The organism is Gillisia mitskevichiae (assembly GCF_003634585.1).
GTDB lineage: Bacteria > Bacteroidota > Bacteroidia > Flavobacteriales > Flavobacteriaceae > Gillisia > Gillisia mitskevichiae.
The window spans coordinates 780,446-801,344 of record NZ_RBLG01000002.1; the positions used below are offsets into that span (position 1 = coordinate 780,446).

Sequence of the window (20,899 nt, forward strand, 5' to 3'; positions counted from 1 at the left end):
AAAATGAAAACTATAAAACATATCATATTCCTTCTATTTATTAGTATCACCTTAAATGCTTGTGACGATTATCTAGGGGATAATCTAGATCCCAACAAAGAATTGTTGGAAAATTTAGAACCAAAAGATTTATTAGCAACCTCTATTGTAAACACTTCTAATGCATATTATAATACTTCTTTAGGAATAAGTCAATATTCACAACAAATTGCATCTTATTTTCAGCCAAGTGCTGACACTCAAGAAGAAACACAGTTAACAGCGGCATGGAATTTAATTTATTTACAAGCTTTACCAGACCTAAATGATATTATTAGTTTGGCAAATAATGATTCTAATAGTGCCTATGTAGGTATCGCAAAAGTTTTACAGGCTACAAATCTTGGACTTGCAACAGATCAATGGGGAGATGTCCCGGCATCTCAAGCAACTATGGGCGAAGAAGATTTCACTCCATCCTTTGATACTCAGGAATCTGTTTACAACCAAATAAATACTCTTTTAGATGAATCGATCGCGATTTTTGATGCTGCAAGCGCTTCTTCTGTAGGAGAAGAAGACCTCATCTATAATGGTGATCTTTCTAAATGGAAAAAGGCTGCCTATTTTTTAAAAGCCAGATATGCAATTCACTTAACAGAAGTAGATCAAGCTAATGCAATTAGTCAAGCCCTTGCTAATGCAGCAAATTCATTTACGAGCAATGCAGACGATTTTCAATTAACTTATAATACCAGGAATTTTAACCCTTGGTATGCAGGAGTAGTTTTACCAAATAATACTGGGAATTTTTCTGTACTACTTTCAGATCAAACGGTGAGTTTAATGGACGGTACTGCCATTCCTTTCTCGTCTATAGACAGAGACCCAAGATTGCCAATTATTACTACAATTGGTGAGAATGACACTGAATATAGAGGTGCTTTAAATGGCACAGGAGGTGTTCATGAGTTTGGAGCTACAGAAGAGGATGATAATATTAGTGCTACTACAGATTTTGGGGCAGACAATTTTTATTCTTCTCAAATCGCTCCAATAATTATGGGTAGCTATGCTGAATTAAAATTTATAGAAGCTGAGGCCTTATTTCTTCAAAATGGAGGTACTGCTACTTCAGTAGGTAGTTCTACTGAAGCCTACGCTGCATATTTGGAGGGAATACAAGCTAATATGGATAAACTTGGAGTTTCAGGAACAGAAAGTGCTGCATATTTAGCAGATGCCTCTGTAGCAGTAGGAGCAGATAATCTTACACTAGCTTTAATAATGAGAGAAAAATATATTGCTACTTTTCTTAATCCAGAATCTTTTGTTGATCTAAGAAGATATGATTTTAGCCCGGAGGTTTTCATTGGTTTGGAGTTGCCTTATAACCATAATGAAGTACTTAATGGAGAATGGGTACGAAGAGCACAATATCCATCTTCTGAACAAACCAGAAATGGAGAAGAAGTTGGAAAAGTTTTAAAACCAATAAATGTTGGAGTTTGGTGGGATAGAGATTAATCTCTTTTAATTCTTGAATCAAAAATTCCCTGCATGATCGTTAAATATCATGCAGGGAATTTATTTTGAAATTTTTTTCGAAAACATCAATTTTAGAATTGTTGCTTCTAATAAGTATAATAGTCTCAATCCTTAAATATATGTGAGCACCCAATATAAATATTCTAAGTATCTTCTTGCTGCATTGAAACTCCTAAATGCTGATGTGAAGCAACATCGCGATTATTAATTAAATCTAATAATTGATTAAATTGCATAAGGATGTTAATTCTGCAATAATATGAAAGCACTTATAGTAGATGATGAAACATTAGCCAGAAAACGAGTTTTAAACCTTCTTACCACTGTAGATAAAATTACAGTTGTAGAAGAGTGTTCTAATGGAAAAACTGCGATACAGAGGATCAATGAGCTTAAACCAGATCTTGTTTTTCTGGATATAAATATGAAAGACATGAATGGTTTTGAAGTTTTACAAAAGGTAACTATCACCCCTAAACCAATAGTTGTTTTCGTAACAGCATATGATCATTATGCATTAAAAGCATTCGATTTTGAAGCTTTTGATTTTCTGCTAAAACCATATCGTGATGAGCGATTTTATAAGACTATAGATAAATTGCTTAATCTAACTCAACCAGAGATCGATCTCAGTTTCGAAAAGAAGATGAAAGAGTTTTTTAAATTGACTGAAGAAAAAAAAGAGGCTAAAGAGGCAGCTAGCAGATTACCTGTAAAACAAGGGCATCGCACTATTTTATTAGATCCTTTAAAAATAAAATACATCTGTGCTTCAGGATATTATGCAGAGATCTATACTGAAGAGAATAAATATGTATTAAGAGAATCTTTAAAAAAATTGATCAAATTACTAAATCAGAAAATATTTTTCAGAATACATAGATCTGCTATCGTAAATATCAATTATATCCAGGAAATAGTTCATTCAGATTATTCTGAAATGGATGTGAGAATGAAGGATAATAAATTAATACGCGTAAGTAAGTCTAATAAAAAGGAATTTTTACTTCAATTAGGAATATAACATGAACTTAATTCACCTTAAGAAAAAGTATATAGATGGCAGATTAATTTTATTACTAGCTGCCTTCTACACCCTTTTTTATCTTGTTTTTATCTCCAAAACCTTATACATGCGTGCATATGTATATGAAGAGGTTAAATATAGTATGTGGGAAATTATCGTGCATGGTTACTTGGTAGATTGGGTAATAGTAATTGCATTTATGTCTTTAATTGCTATAAGCACTAAAAGATTGATCGTTAAAAAAGTACCTTGGAAAAACATCTTTTTGCTGCATTTATTGCTTTCCATATTTATAGGCGTTATAATAAGATTAGTAGTTATCTTTTATAGTGTTATAATGGGAGAACTACGTTTAAGGGATCTAAATTGGAGAGATAATCTCACTAGTTTTATGCATGTTGTAGACCTTAATTTTCTTATATATTTTGCAATGATCTTAATTATATATGTTTATTACTATATAGATCAGATTAGAGAGGTAGAGGAAAAAAGAGGTTTGTTGGAAGCACAATTATTAAATACCAGAATGAAAATGCTTACTTCACAATTACAGCCACATTTCCTTTTCAATACTTTAAATAGCATTTCCAGTTTAGTAGAAATAGATGCAAAACTTGCAAAAGACACTATTGCAGACTTAAGTGACTTTCTAAGAGAAATATTATATAATAGCGATGCAAAGTTTATCCCGTTATATAAAGAACTTACCGTACTCGAGTATTTTTTAAACATAGTGAATGTTCGGTTTTCAGATCATTTAACAATAGAGAAGGATATAGATCCAGACTTGCTAAATATTAATATTCCCGCCATGATCATTCAACCAATTGTGGAAAATTCTATAAAACATGGCTATTCTTACGATCATACAGACCTTGCTATAAAGATCTCTATAGTTAAGAAAAATGGACATGTTTTACTGAAAGTAGAAAACAATGGGAAACTTATTACCCAAGATACTACCGTATTGATAGATAGCGGGGTTGGCTTATCTAATCTTAAAGAACGACTTTATAATTTATATGGAGATTCTCATAGTTTTATTATGCGAAATAAAATAGATGGCTCAGGTGTAGAGACTCTTATAGAATTACCCATTAAAGTTTAAAGGCATCTTTTATAGTATATAAATTCTTATACAGATTCTATCTTCTGCATTTTATTCCTAATTAGATTTTATTACTTTACAAATAGGCTTCTTCATTTAATCTTAAAACCTGTAATTAATATATCCTTCCAAGATATAGCCCTAAAATATTTCTGAATTTTATATTACAACTAATAAAATTTTAAAATTATCGATTCTTATATCTAGGACTTAATAATACAAAAGTTTAAAGCATAATTTATGAAACTTAATCATAATTAAAGTGTATAACTATATCTAATAACACCTTGAAGAAGAAGAAGAAGAAGAAGAAGAAGAAGAAGAAGATGAAGAAGATGAAGATGATTATGAAGATGATGATGATGATGATGGTGAAAACAAATGGAATTTGATATTAATTATAATTAAGGCAATAAAAAAACCGAAAAACGTGCAAGATGCTGTTTCTCGGTTTTCTGGCTAATAGTAGGGCATTCTTTTTTTTTTATGAACTTAATTGCTTGCAACTTTAGAAGCTCCAATAGTTCTAGGGTCAATTTTTATATTCTGTTTTTTGTTTCCATTTGCAATCTTAATTTTATAAACTTCTCTATCTATTCTTTCCCCATTTCCACTAGCCATATATTTATTTTGTACCATCGTCCATCCAGTATGACTAGTATATAGTGCTCTTCTTACTTTAAGAGGTAGTACAATATCTTTAAAACGTTGATTTGTTTTTAGGATATTTCCTTCATTGTCGTAGCTTGCTTCTAGAACACCTTTACTGCTTTTAAAAGTTACTAAAAATTCATCATATTTATCGTTATCTATGGAAGTAATAAAAGAGTTGATATCAAAATTTTCTTTCATGAACCCTATAGGATTTTTGACGAATTCTCCAGCGAAATCTTCTTTTACCACGAAGGTATAATTATCTAGATTAGATGAAATTTTAACTGCTGTAGGGGCAAAATTCACTTTTGCTTCCTCAAGTTCTGTGATCTGTTGAGCTTGGCTTGTGCTTATCCAGCCAACTAGTAATAATAATACGATTAGAGTTTTCATGTGATAAATATTTAAAGGATTAATATGTTTCTCATTATTCAATTCTAATACAGTTCGCGAATCCTGTAATAAATAGATTTATAAAATTTTACATACCTGAAATTACTACCTAAATCCCCTCAATTATATAAAATGATGCAATTCACTCACTTATAGTAATCAAACTCACTTTATTTGCAATAAGCTGGTTAATAGCATTTTACAAGATCTTTATTTGCCGTTAACCCTCCTATTAAATATCCTACTTCATATTTGGATATATCCACATCAGAACAATTCGAAAATTTTTAAAAACTGACATATATCATTGGAATACAGACCTTAGAAAGATATTTTTATTATTGCCGATTATTTTGTTGCTACTTGTTATTAGCATTAATAACAGAAATTTTTTCTTACAAAAACAGGATAATAGTACAATACACCCTATATGAATTTTTAATTTTTTTTTGACTACTTAATTTGTCGATAGAATATTGATTTATATAAGACTCCTATGTACGATTTTGTAAAGAAACATGGTGTTATCCTTGAAAAAACAGATAATAGCTTTGAAAACGAAGGTGTATTTAACCCTGCAGCAATAAGGGAAGGAAATAATGTTCATTTGTTTTATCGGGCAGTGCGCACAGGGAATTTTTCCACAATAGGCTACTGTAAACTAGATGGCCCTTTAAAAGTTGTAGAAAGGAGTGACATACCAATATTATCCCCAGAAAATAGTCAGGAATTTCAAGGTTTAGAAGATCCAAGAATCACAAAAATCGATGATACTTATTATTTAACATATGCTATATATGACGGTATAAATGTATTTGGAGCGTATGCAATTTCAAAAGACCTTATAACATTTGAACGCAAAGGTATTATCACCCCAAAATTCAATTTTGACGAATATGCCAAACTAATTCGGCAAAATATCAATAAGATCTCCGATAAACACTTATTGTTCTATGAGTTATTTGAAAGTCATCATTTGTCTAATGTAATGAAAGCTGATGTTTTTGTATGGGACAAGAATATTGTTTTCTTTCCAAGAAAAATAAACGGAAAATATGCTTTTTTACATCGACTTTTTCCAACAATACAAATCGTTTTCTTTAAAAAACAGCAAGATCTAAATCGGGATTTTTGGATAGATTACATCACTCATCTTTCCGATCATATTGTATTAAGAGCTTCTTACCAGCATGAAAGAAGCCATATAGGAGCTGGCTGCCCTCCAATAGAAACTAAGGATGGATGGTTATTGATTTATCATGCAGCGGAAATTACTGCAAATGGAAGAATTTATAATGCAGCAGCAGCACTTTTAGATCTAGAAGACCCAAGAAAAGTAATTGCGCAACTAAAAAAACCACTTATATGCCCTACTGAGGAATGGGAAAAGAAAGGCGTGGTAAATAATGTTGTTTTCCCAACAGGATCAGCCCTTTTTGATGATGAATTATACATTTATTATGGCGCTGCCGATTCTAGAATTGCGGTTGCGTCTATGAATATAAATACCCTTTTAACCGAATTAAAATTATCAGGATTATGAAAAGATTCAAAAAAAAGCCTGCAATTCTATTAATGTCCAGTTTTCCTCCTACAGAATGCGGTATCGCTACTTTCTCAACAGACCTTTTATATTACACGTCTTGCCAATTTAGTAATACTTTCAATTTTATAAAGTGTGATTTATCCAATCAATGTGATAAATTAAATCTCACAGAATATTGCTTAAACCCCAAAATTAAAGAAAATTATAGTGCTACTGCATCCCTAATAAATGAAAACAAAAACATTCAACTCATTCATATCCAACATGAATTTGGACTCTTTGGAGGTACCTATGGAAACTATTTAATTTATTTTTTAGAAGAGATAAAAGCTCCTGTATTAATTACATTTCATACCGTACTTCCAGATCCAAATCCAGAACTAAAAACCATAGTTCTAAAACTTGCTTCGAAATGTAGATACATAACTGTTATGACAAACAAATCTGCTAATATTTTAATTGAAGATTACAAGATCGACGCTAAAAAAATTCAAATTATTCCTCATGGAACCCATTCTATTAATTGGATAGAAAACTTAGAGATCAAGAAAAAGTATGGCCTTGAAAATCGAAATATTCTTTCAACATTTGGTCTATTAGGACCCGGTAAAAATATAGAAACTGCACTAAAAGCTTTGCCAAAAGTCATCGAAGCATACCCAAATACTTTGTATCTAATTATTGGAAAAACACATCCAAACAATATTATTAATGAAATAGATGAGTACAGGATTCTGCTACAAGACTTAACAAATGAGTTGAATATAAATGACCATGTACTTTTCCTCGATCACTTTATAGAACTTCCAGAATTATTAGAAATACTTCAAGGCACAGATATTTATTTATTTACGTCTAAAGATCCTAATCAGGCAGTAAGTGGGACCTTTTCTTATGCAATGGGTTGTGGTTGCCCAATAATTGGTACTTCTATACCTCATACCAGAGAAGTATTAACATCCGATATTGGCAAAATTATAGAAATAGGTAATTCTTCGAAGTTATCAGAAGCTGTTTTAGAAATCTTAGGCGATCCACAGATGAAATTCAATATGAGTCTTAATGCTTATAAAGCCAGCCGTGCCAGCAATTGGGAGAATATTGCAATATCTCAAGCCGAAGTTTATAGGGAACTTATACAGCCTGCAAAGAACCTTAGCTATAATATGCCCAAGTTAAATCTTGACCATTTAAAGCGAATGACTACTGAAACAGGAATTATACAGTTTTCAAAAATTAGCCAACCAGATATTAATTCCGGTTATACATTAGATGATAACGCACGAGCTTTAATTGTAATGTGTAAACATTATCAATTATATGGTTACAAAGAAGATCTGAAATACATAGATCGCTATTTAAATTTTATAGAAAAATGTCAGACTAATGATGGCACTTTTATAAATTATTTAGACCATAACCAAAACGTTCATATTAAGAATGATTATGTAAATCTGGAAGATTCCAATTCGAGAGCTGTTTGGGCATTAGGTACTGTGATATCACTTAAGGAGATACTACCAGAAGACAACTTTTTAACTGCCAGTATAATTCTTGAAAAATCTATGCATTGGATTCCAGGCATCCTGTCTCCTAGAAGTATTGCCTTTATTATAAAAGGACTGTATCTGTGTAAAGGACCTATTCCAGATTATACTCGAAGAGCATTGATTACCAATTTATCAAAGAAATTAGTGTCTAGATACGACCTTAATAAGGAAAAAGATTGGGAGTGGTTCGAGGAATACTTGACTTACGCGAATAGTGTGTTACCAGAAGCCATGCTATATGCCTATTTAGTGACCGAAGACAGTATCTACAAAAATATAGCTCTGGATTCTTTTAATTTTCTATTGAACAAGTTATTTATTAATAATCAATTTAGGCCAATTTCTAATAATGGATGGTACCATAAAAATGAAGCGACCAAAATATTTGGAGAACAGCCTATAGATGTAGGTTACACCATTGAAGCATTAGAAAATTTTTATTACACTTTTAGATCTCCTCGTTATCTTAAATTAATGCACCAAACCTTTAGTTGGTTCTTGGGAAACAACCATTTAAAACAATTAATTTACAATCCATTAACAGGAGGTTGTCATGATGGTTTGGAAAAAACAAATGTGAATTTAAATCAGGGTGCAGAATCTACAATATGTTTTCTTATGGCAAGGTTATCTATGGAACGGGTAGTAAATTTAAAGTTTGAAAGTCAGGACGTTTATTCTACAAGATCGCGGATACTTAAAAATCGTCATATTAAACATCGGGAATTGTAATCCGATGAAAACCAAAGTAAATCAAGATTCAATTCTTTTAAAAAAGTTTCTTATCTAGAGTTGTACCACTCTAGCAGATATTGTATTTTCAAAATTCGAAAATGATGCACATTCTGCATTATAAAACATATTTCTGAATGAAAATACTTCATACTGCCGACTGGCATATTGGTAAAAAACTGCATAAACATGATCTATACCCAGACTTCGATCTATTTATAAATTGGTTGTGTGCCTGCATTCAAGAAAATGGAATAGAATTACTGCTGATATCGGGAGATGTTTTTGATCTTGCCAATCCCTCTTCTGAAGCCAGAAAGCAATATTATAAAGCCTTATTAAAACTGCGGAATCTAGATTGTAAGATCATTTTAACCGGTGGAAACCATGACTCTCCTGCTATGCTAGATGCTCCGGGAGAGATTCTTAGGGAATTAGAAATGCATGTAGTTGGTAGTTTAAGGGAGAATATTGAAGAATGCATCATTCCGGTTAAAGGAAAATCGGGAGAAATAGAGATCGTAGTTGCAGCACTCCCCTATCTTCGGGATGCAGACCTGCGCTCTGCTGCCGATGGCAATACATATGAAGACAGATTGGAAGCGATTAGAATGGGAATACAAAACACATTTTTAAGCGCTGCAGAAGTTTGTAAAACACAATTTCCAAACATTCCTGCTTTGGCCATGGGACATTTATATGCAGCAGGAGTAGAAACCTCAGATAGTGAGCGCGATATACAGATAGGCAATCAAGCTGCTTTTCAAGCCTCCCAATTTGGAGATTTTTTTAACTATATCGCCTTAGGGCATATTCATAAACCTCAAAAAGTTAACGGACTGGTTCCAACTTATTATAGCGGCTCCCCTATTCCACTTTCTTTTAGTGAACGGAAAGATGAAAAAAGAGTATTAATTTTAGATACAGAAAAATCTTATCTCCCGGAAAGTCTTCCCATTCCTATTTTTAGAAAACTATTGAAGTTAACTGGAAACCTCACTGAACTTCAAACTAAACTCTCTAATTTAATTAATAATTCTATCCTGAATAATTTGATAGAATTAGAAATGGTAGAAGAGCAATACGATGCAACAAAATTATATGAGCTGGATAAAATGATCCAAAATTTTAATTCTCCCGGATTTGAAATTGTAAAAAGCAGGGTGAATTTTAAAAACAAATTATCTGGTGCCAGCGAACTATATGCAGGTGCACCTCAATTAGAAGACTTAAAACCCAGAGAAGTGTTTTTAGAATTATTAGGGAATCATGAATATGAAAAAGATATAAGCCAAGAGATTTTAGGCGCTTTCGATGAATTGTTGGAAGAATTACAGCAACAAGAAATTCCAAACGAACTCTAAGCCATGAAGATCTTAAAAATAGAATTTCAGAATATAAATTCACTTCGTGGGGAACATCAAATAGATTTTACCAATTCTCCTTTTACAGAAAGTTCGCTTTTTGCAATTACAGGACCTACCGGTAGTGGGAAATCTACTTTATTAGATGTCATTTCTTTGGCGCTTTTCAATCAGGTTCCAAGATTAGGAAAGATCTCAAGATCTGAGATCTTGAATAAAGGGGCAATTCTTACTCGTAATCAGAAAGAAGCATATGCGCGAGTTACCTATCAATGTAAATATGGAATTTTCAGCTCTCAATGGAGTATTTCTACCAATAGAAATGAAAAATTACGGGAATATGAAATGCAAATTTCTTCTGTGGAAGATGGGGCTATTTTAGATCTTAAAAAATCTGATGTTCCGGGTAGAAATGAAGAACTTATTGGGCTTAATTACAATCAGTTTATAAAATCTGTAGTTTTGGCTCAGGGAGATTTCGCACAATTTCTTAGAGCCAAAAAAGATGAACGCGGGGAATTATTAGAAAAAATAACTGGAACCGGGATCTACAGAAAACTAGGAGTAAAAGCTTTCGAAAAATTTAAAGCCAGTAATTCGGACATAAAAGAACATCTTTTCAACATTAAAAGAATTGAAGAGGAATTATTAAGTCCAGAAGTTCAAGCTTCTTATAAAAACAAATTTCAGGAGAAAACCAGTTCTTGTGAACCTTTGATCAAGGAAGTTAAACTTAAAGAAGAACAACTAAAACTTAAAAAAGAGGTTCTTTTACAAGTTTCAGAAGTAGAGAAAACCAAACTTAAGCTAGATCAAGCTTCAGGAAAATTAAAATCTTTCGATACTAGTAAAGGTCTCCAACTATCTCAGCATGAAAAACTAATTTCTGTTTCAGAAGAGCTAAGAAATTGGAAAACATGGTCTACTGAAATCACTTCTTTAGATAAAGAACGGAAATCGCTTCAGCAAAAGAAAACAAAGAACACAGAGGATCTTTCAATTCAGCTAAGCAACATACAGAAATTCACTAAAAAACCACTTACAACTATTGAAGTTGCAACGGGTTTAGAACAATTTAGTAATCAAGTAAGTGCGCTCCTTGAGGAAAAGAATAACAAAGGGGTGGCTTGGAAAAATTTGCAACAACTTCTTCGCGTTGAGTTAAAAGATGTGGATTTAAATATTACCGATTCTCCTGATGATGATCTTGAAATACTTGAGAGATTAAAACAAATTTCTACACAGCACATTGACGATCTTAAATTTAAACTGAAAGATTTTCAACTTTTGGATCTAACAAAGGAAAGAAATCTGCTTAGAAAGGATCTGGAAAAAACCCGTGAGGCTAAAAATTTCAAACTAGAGCTACAGCAAATCCTTAATTCTCATGCTGAAAAATTAAAAGAAAAGGCACTACTACTTCCTGTCACAAAGGAATTACCTAATAAAATTGCCATTTTAAATACTCGATCTCTGGATGAGTCTAAAAATCTTCAAATTTTAGAATTACAAAAAGAGAATTTGTTGATGCGCGCTAAACTTGAAGATTTCAGGAATAAACTGATTGACCAGGAACCTTGTCCACTTTGCGGATCATTACATCATCCGTACGCAGAGCATCTACCAAAGAAGGATGATCAACTTCAGCAACAAATTGATTCTACGAAAATCAGTTTAACAGCTTTAACAAAGGAGATAGCTTCTTTAAATTCCGAGTTAAAGCTTTCTTCAACTAGATTAACCAACTTAGACGTTGAAATTAAAGGCTTGGAAGAAAATATAAAGTCGAAAAAATCGATTTTCAACACCACTTTTGAAAACTATGAGATTGAGGAGAAAGTAGATTGGGATAAGAAGATCTTTAATTTGGAAGATCAACTTAACAATTTGGAAGCCTATGAAAAACAAGTCTTATATTTTCAAGCGATCGAGAGAGGTATTCCAATCCTTAAGGAAATGCAACAGATCTTGAAGGATGGCAGTAAATTAAAACAGGAGTTAAGTAAACTTTATTCCGGTACAAATATTCATACAGATTGTAGAGATTTAGAGAATAAATGGAACTTACTAAACCAACAAAAGGAACATCTAAATGAGAGTTACAAGCTAACTGAAACTAAAATAAATGAGTTCAGAAATAAGGTTTTAGCTTTAGAACCTGGACTTTTAAAGGAGTTAAGAGGGAAAGGTTTTACTACTATTCCTGAAGCAATTTCAGCTTTATTAAGTGATAGCCTATTTAACGAACTAAGGTTAGAAAGGGATTCTTTGCGCACAGAAATAGCATCGGCGACTACCACCTTAAAAGTGATCGCTGCTCAATTAGAAATATTGCGATCTAAAGACGTAGAAGAGAATTCTGAACAACTGGAAGAAAAGCTTAGCGCCAAGCAGCAGCATCTTAAAACACTACAAGATGAGTGTAAGGAATTGGAGCGTATTTTAAAAAATCATGAAGATTCACTTTCAAAAATGAAAGCTATTCAGCTTGAAATAGCCGAAAAAGAGAAACAGACCAAGCGATGGACCTTGCTAAATGAATTAATAGGTGATGCTACCGGTAAGAAGTTCAATGATTTCGCCCAAGACCTTACTTTATCTCAGTTGCTACATTTAGCAAACATTAGATTGAAAGATCTTAGTGATAGATATCTTATAGACAAGCCTGCCGCAGATGAGGATGATGGTTTGGTGGCTATAGATAAACATATGGGTGGGCAACGTCGCTCTGTAAAAACCCTGTCTGGAGGGGAAACTTTTATTTTAAGCCTATCTCTGGCATTAGCACTGAGTGATTTGGCTTCAAAAAATGTGGAGATAAACAGCCTTTTTATAGATGAAGGTTTTGGAACATTGGATCCGGAAACTTTGGATCAGACTTTAGATACTTTGGAAAGATTACAGGCAGAATCTTCTAAAACCATAGGTATAATAAGCCATGTAGATTCTTTAAAAGAGCGAATAGGAACTCAGATAAAACTCACCAGAAACGGACAAGGATATAGTAGTTTGGAAGTTGTTGGATAAATTTTCAGGTTTCGGGTTTCGGGTTTCAGGTTTCAGGTTTAGAAAACAAAAAAAGTTATAGGTATCTTTATCCTTTTCAATTTATATTTCAAATGGCCAAAAAAGGAGCTCAGAAGAATACTCAAAATAAAGCAAAACACACTAAGCTTTTAAATAGGAAGAAAAACAAACTTCGCAAAGAAAAAGTGGCGCATAAAGAACGTTTAAAAGCTATCGTGAATAAAGCAAAGGAGCAGCAAAATCAATAATTATTGGTAATTGATCATTGTTAACTGTTTACTGGCTTTCTATGAAATCTATAATTTCATCATATCTATTGTTCCAAGGCCAGATAAACTGAGTCATCATAGGAATATGTTTCTTATTTAAAAAAATGGGAGCTAGATTTGGCTGAAATGGTTTTAGAGCTTTCAAGAATCGTTTATTTGCAATGCTAATCGAGGGATAGGTTTTCTCTCCAACATACATCATAATCTTTGGAGTAGATTCTGAAACATAAAAAATAGGAGAAGCAATTTTCCAAGTTTCCTCGTCATTGGTCCAAGTAGTATTATAGTTATCTGTTTTAGTGGGTGGATATTGCTGTAAGTAATGATGCATATCTAGTCCGGCAGCATCATTTAAAATAATTCCTGAAATGGAATCCGGATCTATACCAAATTGAGAATCCATAGTTGCTAAAGCTACAAGATGTCCACCGGCAGAATGCCCTGTTAAAAATAATCGTTTTGGATCTCCCTTGTATTTTGAAATGTTTTGTTGGGTCCATTTTATTGCTTCTGCAATTTCGGTGGTCATCATTTTATAATCGGCTGCAGGACTTAAAGTGTATCCTACCACTACAGTAGTTATGCCCTTTTTAGCGAAATTATTTCCATAAAAATTATATAATTCTTTTTTACCACTATTCCAATTTCCCCCATGTACGAATAGCAAAACTGGCGTGTTTTGATACTTAGCTTTCTTCGGACTAAAGACATTTAAGCTGGGTTGGCTCTCTAATTTTATAAGATCTTTTGGTAGGTAATTGATATCTGCTGTCTTTCTAACCCCACAAGAAGTTATAAAAAGACATATTAAAATTCCGAGAATTCTCATTTGTTATTTTTTTGCTGAAGATAATAGAATACCATCAAGAAATTCATATTCCATATCAACTAAGAGTAGTTCCACTAATTTTTACTCTAATTTTGCAATAATTTCAAATTAAATAAACACCCTATGCAATTAAAGGACATCATAAGTTCCCGGCGTTCTGTAATGCCCGTACAATATAATCAGAATCCTGTTTCAAAAGAAACAATCATGCAGCTCTTAGAAGCGGCAAACTTTGCTCCCACTCATAAAAAAACTGAGCCATGGAGATTTAAAGTTCTACAAGGTCAATCTCAGGCAGATCTAGGTATGTTTTTAGCTGAAAAATTTAAGCAGACCGCAACGGTCTTTTCTGAGTTCAAGTATAATAAACTTCAGGAAAACCCTAAGAAAGCAGGAGCTATTATTGCAATTTGCATGCAACGTGACCCGAAGGAACGAATTCCAGAATGGGAAGAGATCGCAGCCGTAGCTATGGCAGTTCAAAATATGTGGCTCACTGCAACTAATTTAGGACTTGGAGGCTACTGGAGTTCTCCTGCTTTAATTAGCCATATGCATGAATTTCTTGAATTAAACAGTGACGAAAAATGCTTGGGATTCTTTTATCTAGGATATTATGATCTCCCATCACCAGAAAGAATCCCTGGAGATCTTCAAGAGAAAGTTACCTGGCTTTAATTTAAAATCCAGTCCACCGGATTTCTTTGAGATCAAGATCTAAGCTTTGTTTGTATAGCTTCAGGGATTTTAGCTTTTATTTTAAAAATCAGTACAACAACCAATTCTAAAGTTATCAGTAGCATTATAACAAATGATTAATAAACTTTTTAAATTAATATACATGATAATAGGCATCCTGGTATCTATAATTGGGATGATCGTTTTAATTGCGATCATTTTTATAAAAACCTCTCCAGAATTTGGTTCAAAAAGTAATGGTGAGAGATTGACTAAAATTCAGGCTTCAGAGAACTACAGAGATGGCAAATTTCAGAATTTAACTGCAACCGATGTTTCCGGAGATATAAACTATACTAAAACCTTAAGCGAATTTTTCACAAAAGGCGATAAAGTACCAGACTGGTCTATTCCGATAAATAAAATTTCTTCAGAAACAATCGCAAACACTGCAGATTCTACAACAAAGATCACTTGGTTTGGACATTCTGCTTTGCTTTTAGAAATGGATGGCAAGAAGATCTTTCTGGACCCTATGCTTGGCAATGTCCCTGCACCTCATCCCCTATTAGGAAGTAAACGTTTTAATGATACGCTTCCTTTAGCCATAGAAAATATCCCGGATCTGGATGCTGTAATTATTTCACATGATCATTATGACCATCTGGATTATGGGTCTATTAAAAAATTGAAAGATCGGGTTGCACATTTCTACGTCCCTTTAGGTGTTGGCGCTCACTTAATTTCCTGGGGAGTTCAAGAAAATAAGATCACTGAAATGGATTGGTGGGAAAGTATTTCCTTTAGCGGAATCCAACTAACCGCTACCCCTTCGAGACATTTTTCCGGGCGTGGAATTACCGATAGATTTAGCACACAATGGAGTTCTTGGGTGATTAAAGGACAAAAAGATAATATCTATTTCAGTGGAGATTCCGGTTATGAATCTCATTTCAAGGAAATAGGAGATAAATTTGGCCCTTTTGATCTTGCGATCATGGAATGTGGGCAATACGATGCGCAATGGCCGCTAATCCATATGATGCCTGAGGAAACTGTACAAGCTACTCTAGATGTAAAAGCTGAGATACTATTGCCTATACATTGGGGTGCTTTTAAATTGGGTTTGCATAGTTGGACAGATCCAATAGAGAGAATCACTGCAGAAGCATCCTCGAAAAATGTAAATATCGCTACCCCAATAATTGGAGAGGCGGTTACTGTTGGGAAACCAATTCCAACTTCCAAATGGTGGAAGTCTAACAACTAGTTAAGGAAAGCTAAGGTTTATTTTAATGGCCTTATTTTTATGCATATCAATATTCTATAAATGAAGAAAGACATCACAAATAAAGACGACGTTTTTGTATTGGTATCTCTCTTTTACGAGAAGGTTAAAAAGGATAAAGAAATTGGTCACTTTTTTCATAACAGCATTAAAGACTGGGATTCTCATATAGAGAAGATCACCAATTTCTGGGAAAGTGGATTGTTCTTTGTTTCTACCTATTCTGGCAACCCTCCTAAAGCGCATATTAAAGTGGATGAGGAAAATAATAATGAGATAGATGAGAAGAGTTTCGGGGTTTGGCTGAATCTTTGGTTTCAAACCATCAATGAAAATTTTGAAGGAGAAATAGCAGAAAGAGCAAAACACAATGCCCGAAAAATGGCCACACACCTACATCTTAAAATTTTTGCTGCACGACAAAACTCATAAGTTTTATGTTGTTTTATTTTAAGAATTACAAATAAAATAAACAAACCATTGCCTTATTTAGAATTTTAGAATTGAAAATCATTCTGATTTCTAAGCAAACACTTCATTTTCAAAATAAATAACATTCTTTTCTCCATGCTTCCGCAAATAGCTATTCAATATTTTATGGGTATGAAAAGTGGATTCCTGAAGTTTTAGAAAAGGTTCGTAATCTTCGATTGAAGTTATTTGATCTTCAGAATTTAAATACCCATAGCCTTGATATCTCCCTTCTTTAATCAGAATAAAAGCCTCTTCTTCAAAATGCCTTCCTTTTTCCTTGATCACAAACGATGGCTTCTCTTCGCCTAAACTGTTAATAGCCTCTGTCACTTTTAAATTATAGTCTGAAACCAATTCAGTGCCATCGCACACACCTTCACAGTTCTTCAGCTTATAATGTGAGCATTTTTCTGTACTACTTTGTAAGGTGCAATATCTTGGGCACAACTTAAAAGTTTCACATAATAACTCCAACTTCTCTGTAGCTAAAGCCCGATTATAAAAAGTACCAACAGAATCCTGAATTCTTTTTGTCTTGCCAATTCCAAGTTGAATTATTCCTCGTTGATTTATATAACTAATAATTTGATAGGTGATTCCCGGTCGCTTCTGCGCACTATTAAATTTTGGATAATGTTTTCTAATATACTCCGCTTCCAGCAGCAAAGCCATTAATTCATTCCCTGTAGCCTCATGAGTAACATGATAAGTTTCTTGCCCTAATTGATATTCTTTAGACATCTTATCGTAAAAATGAGATATCACACGTTTCTTGATGTTTATAGCTTTGCCGGCATAAATCACCTTATGCTGTTTATCCTTAAATAAATAGATGCCAGGTTCCTCTGGTAACTCATGAATCTCTTCGGCAGAAAGATGCGGTGGCAAGGTGGCTTGTTTAGAATGTGCATGTAAAAAAGAATTAAAAATCAGTCCCTCAGGATCTAAAGTTAATAGCCGTTGAAATAAGATCACCGTAGCATCTGTATCTCCTTCTGCCCTATGCCTATTTGTTAGTGGAATATTTATAGAATCGCACAATCTTCCTAAGCTATAAGATAATAATCCCGGAATCAGTTTTCTGGAGAGGCGCACAGTACACAACTTCTTCCTGTTAAACTCGAAACCAAGTTCCTTGAATTCATTGCGGACTAGATTATAATCGAAATTTACATTATGAGCTACAAAAATAGCATCACGCATAAAATCGTCGATCTCTTTAGCTACTTCATGAAACTTCGGAGCATTCTCCACCATATCATTATCGATTCCCGTAAGTGCAGTTATCTGTGCCGGAATGTACTTTTCAGGATTAATAAGTGTAGTATATTTATCTAGAATTTCTCCGTTTTTAAGTAGCACAATGCAAACTTCGGTAAGCCTATTTCCTTTTATCCCACCACCAGTGGTTTCCACATCTATAACTGCAAATAATCTATCTTTCATTTCATGACTTCTGAAGCTATAAAAGTAAGCATAATTTCTAACATATAGGAATTTTTCCTAAATATAGGATTTAATCCAAATATAAAAGCTCTTTTAGGATTCAGCTTTTTGGGCTAATTCAATGATTAAAAGTTAATAAGATTATTTTTTACTTCAATCACCTTACTACATTCATACATACCTCCTTTGTTAAATGATTAGGTTGTAAATAATGCAAAACATATTCCACAGTTTATTGCTTAATAACACATTGCGTTAAAACATTGACAGTTTTGCAATTATATAAACTAGGAAATAGTAATTTTTTAGAAAGACTTAAATTTGGAAAGCTATTGGAATGAAAATTCTAAAAATTGCAACAAGAATAAAATGAAAAGCTCTTACTCTAAGATCTTGATCATATTAAAGGATTTAAAAAGGTGAAAAAGGCCTGGCAGAATAATAGCTCCACCAATTATTAGAGAAATACCTAAAACAGAGATCACCTCATCTGTAGCTGTAGTTTCTAAAAGACTTATTTCTGAAGTTGTCGTGATTATTAAGTTAGGAAAATGAGCAATTATTGCAGCAATAAGAACCAAAACGACTTGTATTCCCGCAAAGGTTCTACTAGCAATTTGAAATTCTTTTTTGATGCTATACAACAGTGGAAATATTAGCACCGCAGAGAGAGCTACTAATCCCAGTGAATAAGAATTTTGCATGAAATTAGTAATAAAATACACCTCCTGTACAAATCCAAAACTAAGTACTAAAAAGCCCGATATAACAACTACCAGCGTAGCTATTTTAGCCTTTTTAAGGTAAATATTGGGAGTATTCTCATCTACTTCTCCTATTAATAAAATGGTAGCTAGAAATGCACAAAGTGCAGCAAAAAACAATCCCACCAAAACAGAAAAACCATTTAACCAGGGTTGAATAAATAGACTGTAGAATGTGAAATTTGTATAATCTTCGGTTATCACAATTTGACCAGAAACCATTGCGCCGAATGTCATTCCCAGAAATATTGGGGTAATTAAACTAGAAATTCTAAACATCCAATCATATAAAATTTGAGATTGATCTTGGTAGGCATCATAATGCCTAAAAACAAATGCCACGCCTCTTAGAGTGATGCCCAAAAGTATTAAGGTGAGAGGAATATGTAGGTAAACAACCAGTACATTATAGAAGTTAGGAAAACCAACCCAAAGAATTACGATCATGAGAATGATCCAAATATGGTTTGCTTCCCAAACAGGTCCCATTACACGGTAGACCGTTTTTTTAGTTAAATGCCTATTTTTTTGGGATGAAAAAAGTTCTACTATTCCTGCACCAAAATCGGCTCCCGCTAAAATAACATATAACAGAAGAGAGAACATCAGAAAAAACAAAACTACATATAACATCCTATACTTATTTAGAGTTATTTAAAGACTTTATTTGTCTAGACATCAACCAAGTTACTGCAATTGTTAACAGCGCATATACAGCCATGTACATATAAAAACTATAGATCATTCCAGGCATTGGCGTAACAGCATCCTCTGTTTTCATAATGTTATGGATAATCCATGGTTGTCTACCCGTTTCTGTAACTATCCAACCAGCTTCAAGAGCGATAAAGCCTAGTGGAGCAAGTACAGTAAATAGAAGCCAATACTTTTTATTATTCCACCATTTTTTCTTTTTCAGACTAACAAAGAAGAGTATTCCACATAGTAAAAGCAATGTCCCAATTCCAACCATCGTTTGAAATGCATAATGCACTATTGGCACTTTCGGAATTTCATCTTGGGGAAAATCATTTAGTCCTTTCACTTCAGCATTAAAATCTCCAAAAGCCAAAAAAGATAAAGCTTTAGGGATCTCTAACTTATAAGATACTTCCTTTTTCTCGGCATCTACAATTCCGCCAATATATAAAGGGGCACCTTTTTGAGTTTCGTAATGAGCTTCCATTGCGGCTAGTTTGGCTGGCTGTCTTTGTGCAATGTCCTTAGCAGAAAGATCACCACTAAATGGCTGTAAAATGGCAGCAATTGCACCAAAAGTTATGGCTATTTTAAATGCTTTTTTATGCAGCTCTACTTGTCTATTCTTATATACTTGATAAGCATGAATTCCAGCTACAGCAAAACCTGTGGCAGTAAAAGCCGCTAAGGTCATGTGCAAGGCCTGAGTGAACCATGCAGGATTAAATAAAGCTTGAACCGGATCTATATTTAAAAATTCACCATTTATGTAATCAAACCCAGAAGGAGCATTCATCCATGCGTTTGCTGAAACTACAAGAATACCCGAGGCAACTCCGGATACTCCAACAATTATCCCTGTGATCCAATGAAACTTTTCAGGGATCTTATCCCAACCATATAGATAAAAACCTAAGGCGATGGCTTCTACAAAAAAAGCAACACCTTCCAGTGAGAATGGCATTCCTATAATGGGGCCGGCATGTTTCATGAATTCTGGCCATAACAATCCCAATTCAAAGGATAAAGCAGTTCCAGAAACCGCGCCAGTTACAAAGAAAATAGCAACGCCTTTTTGCCAGGATTTGGTCAGTTTTAAATAAATTGGATTTCTAGTATTCAGCCACTTTTTGTGAGCTACGACCATAAAAAATGGCATTACCATCCCAATACATGCAAAAACAATATGAAAAATGAGCGTAAATGCCATTTGTAATCTTGCTGCATCTAGATTATCCATAATTTGGGTTTTAAAATAGATAACAAAGATAGTTTATGGAATTTAGGCACTAGGTAACTTTCATTACAAAAGATCAAATAATTTCGGGAAGAATAGAATGATTTTACTAAATAGATCTTTGCTCATTAAAATTGATTCAAGAGAATTTTATTTCCCGAACTATCCAGCCGAAATTCAGGTAAAGATACCTAGAACTATTTTTTTGAAGTTCTATGAATAGGTAAAAATTAAAAATACCGCAAACCACATACTATTAAGTGGTTTGCGGTATTAAAAAACATACT

Annotated in this window: 16 protein-coding genes; 11 read left to right on the forward strand and 5 right to left on the reverse strand. The window is 33.4% G+C overall.

Translation table 11 applies throughout. The annotated features are described in order from the left end of the window. The first annotated feature begins 3 nt into the window (after positions 1-3). The 3 genes from BC962_RS09320 (at position 4) to BC962_RS09330 (ending at position 3,662) form a co-directional block, all read left to right on the forward strand. On the forward strand, positions 4-1,506 hold the full coding sequence (locus BC962_RS09320) for a SusD/RagB family nutrient-binding outer membrane lipoprotein (RefSeq protein ID WP_121345725.1): 1,503 nt from the start codon (positions 4-6) through the stop codon (positions 1,504-1,506). A 280-nt stretch (positions 1,507-1,786) separates the two neighbouring features. Next, the gene (locus tag BC962_RS09325) at positions 1,787-2,551 is read left to right on the forward strand and encodes a LytR/AlgR family response regulator transcription factor (protein ID WP_121345727.1); all 765 of its coding nucleotides are present in this window, start codon (positions 1,787-1,789) and stop codon (positions 2,549-2,551) included. 1 nt (position 2,552) lies between these two features. Continuing rightward, a complete protein-coding gene (locus BC962_RS09330; protein ID WP_121345728.1) occupies positions 2,553-3,662 on the forward strand; it encodes a sensor histidine kinase in 1,110 nt (369 codons plus the stop codon). Positions 3,663-4,154: 492 nt separating this feature from the next. Here the strand turns inward: BC962_RS09330 and BC962_RS09335 are convergent, their stop codons facing one another. Then, the gene (locus BC962_RS09335) at positions 4,155-4,709 is read right to left on the reverse strand and encodes a hypothetical protein (RefSeq protein WP_121345729.1); all 555 of its coding nucleotides are present in this window, start codon (positions 4,707-4,709) and stop codon (positions 4,155-4,157) included. 496 nt (positions 4,710-5,205) lie between these two features. Between BC962_RS09335 and BC962_RS09340 the strand changes: the two genes are divergently transcribed. The 5 genes from BC962_RS09340 to BC962_RS16360 all read left to right on the forward strand — a co-directional run bounded on the left by BC962_RS09340 (position 5,206) and on the right by BC962_RS16360 (position 13,176). Further along, a complete protein-coding gene (locus tag BC962_RS09340; RefSeq protein ID WP_121345730.1) occupies positions 5,206-6,252 on the forward strand; it encodes a glycoside hydrolase family 130 protein in 1,047 nt (348 codons plus the stop codon). Next, entirely contained in the window at positions 6,249-8,537 is a 2,289-nt protein-coding gene (locus tag BC962_RS09345) for a glycosyltransferase (RefSeq protein ID WP_121345732.1), read from the forward strand. Before BC962_RS09340 ends, BC962_RS09345 begins: the two co-directional genes overlap by 4 nt. Positions 8,538-8,674: 137 nt before the next feature. Further along, positions 8,675-9,901 (forward strand): exonuclease subunit SbcD, encoded by a 1,227-nt coding sequence (gene sbcD / locus BC962_RS09350; protein ID WP_121345733.1) that lies wholly within the window; start codon positions 8,675-8,677, stop codon positions 9,899-9,901. Positions 9,902-9,904: 3 nt separating this feature from the next. Further along, positions 9,905-12,928: an AAA family ATPase gene (locus tag BC962_RS09355; RefSeq protein ID WP_121345735.1), complete on the forward strand. Its 3,024-nt coding sequence runs from the start codon at positions 9,905-9,907 to the stop codon at positions 12,926-12,928. A gap of 92 nt (positions 12,929-13,020) precedes the next feature. After that, a complete protein-coding gene (locus BC962_RS16360) occupies positions 13,021-13,176 on the forward strand; it encodes a hypothetical protein (protein WP_183075481.1) in 156 nt (51 codons plus the stop codon). A 28-nt stretch (positions 13,177-13,204) separates the two neighbouring features. Here the strand turns inward: BC962_RS16360 and BC962_RS09360 are convergent, their stop codons facing one another. Further along, a complete protein-coding gene (locus BC962_RS09360; RefSeq protein WP_121345736.1) occupies positions 13,205-14,026 on the reverse strand; it encodes an alpha/beta hydrolase in 822 nt (273 codons plus the stop codon). Between the two features lie 123 nt (positions 14,027-14,149). Between BC962_RS09360 and BC962_RS09365 the strand changes: the two genes are divergently transcribed. The 3 genes from BC962_RS09365 to BC962_RS09375 all read left to right on the forward strand — a co-directional run bounded on the left by BC962_RS09365 (position 14,150) and on the right by BC962_RS09375 (position 16,424). Beyond that, entirely contained in the window at positions 14,150-14,704 is a 555-nt protein-coding gene (locus tag BC962_RS09365; protein WP_121345737.1) for a nitroreductase family protein, read from the forward strand. A gap of 163 nt (positions 14,705-14,867) precedes the next feature. Next, positions 14,868-15,974: an MBL fold metallo-hydrolase gene (locus BC962_RS09370; RefSeq protein WP_121345739.1), complete on the forward strand. Its 1,107-nt coding sequence runs from the start codon at positions 14,868-14,870 to the stop codon at positions 15,972-15,974. A gap of 60 nt (positions 15,975-16,034) precedes the next feature. Continuing rightward, the gene (locus BC962_RS09375; RefSeq protein WP_121345740.1) at positions 16,035-16,424 is read left to right on the forward strand and encodes a group III truncated hemoglobin; all 390 of its coding nucleotides are present in this window, start codon (positions 16,035-16,037) and stop codon (positions 16,422-16,424) included. 90 nt (positions 16,425-16,514) lie between these two features. On the opposite strand, the gene BC962_RS09380 is transcribed toward BC962_RS09375, so the two are convergent. From BC962_RS09380 to BC962_RS09390, 3 genes are all read right to left on the reverse strand, one after another. Further along, positions 16,515-17,912 (reverse strand): exonuclease domain-containing protein, encoded by a 1,398-nt coding sequence (locus tag BC962_RS09380; RefSeq protein WP_121345741.1) that lies wholly within the window; start codon positions 17,910-17,912, stop codon positions 16,515-16,517. Between the two features lie 380 nt (positions 17,913-18,292). Then, positions 18,293-19,309, reverse strand: a complete 1,017-nt coding sequence (locus BC962_RS09385; RefSeq protein WP_121345742.1) for a cytochrome d ubiquinol oxidase subunit II — start codon at positions 19,307-19,309, stop codon at positions 18,293-18,295. 7 nt (positions 19,310-19,316) lie between these two features. After that, a complete protein-coding gene (locus BC962_RS09390; RefSeq protein WP_121345743.1) occupies positions 19,317-20,615 on the reverse strand; it encodes a cytochrome ubiquinol oxidase subunit I in 1,299 nt (432 codons plus the stop codon). Positions 20,616-20,899 lie beyond the last annotated feature (284 nt).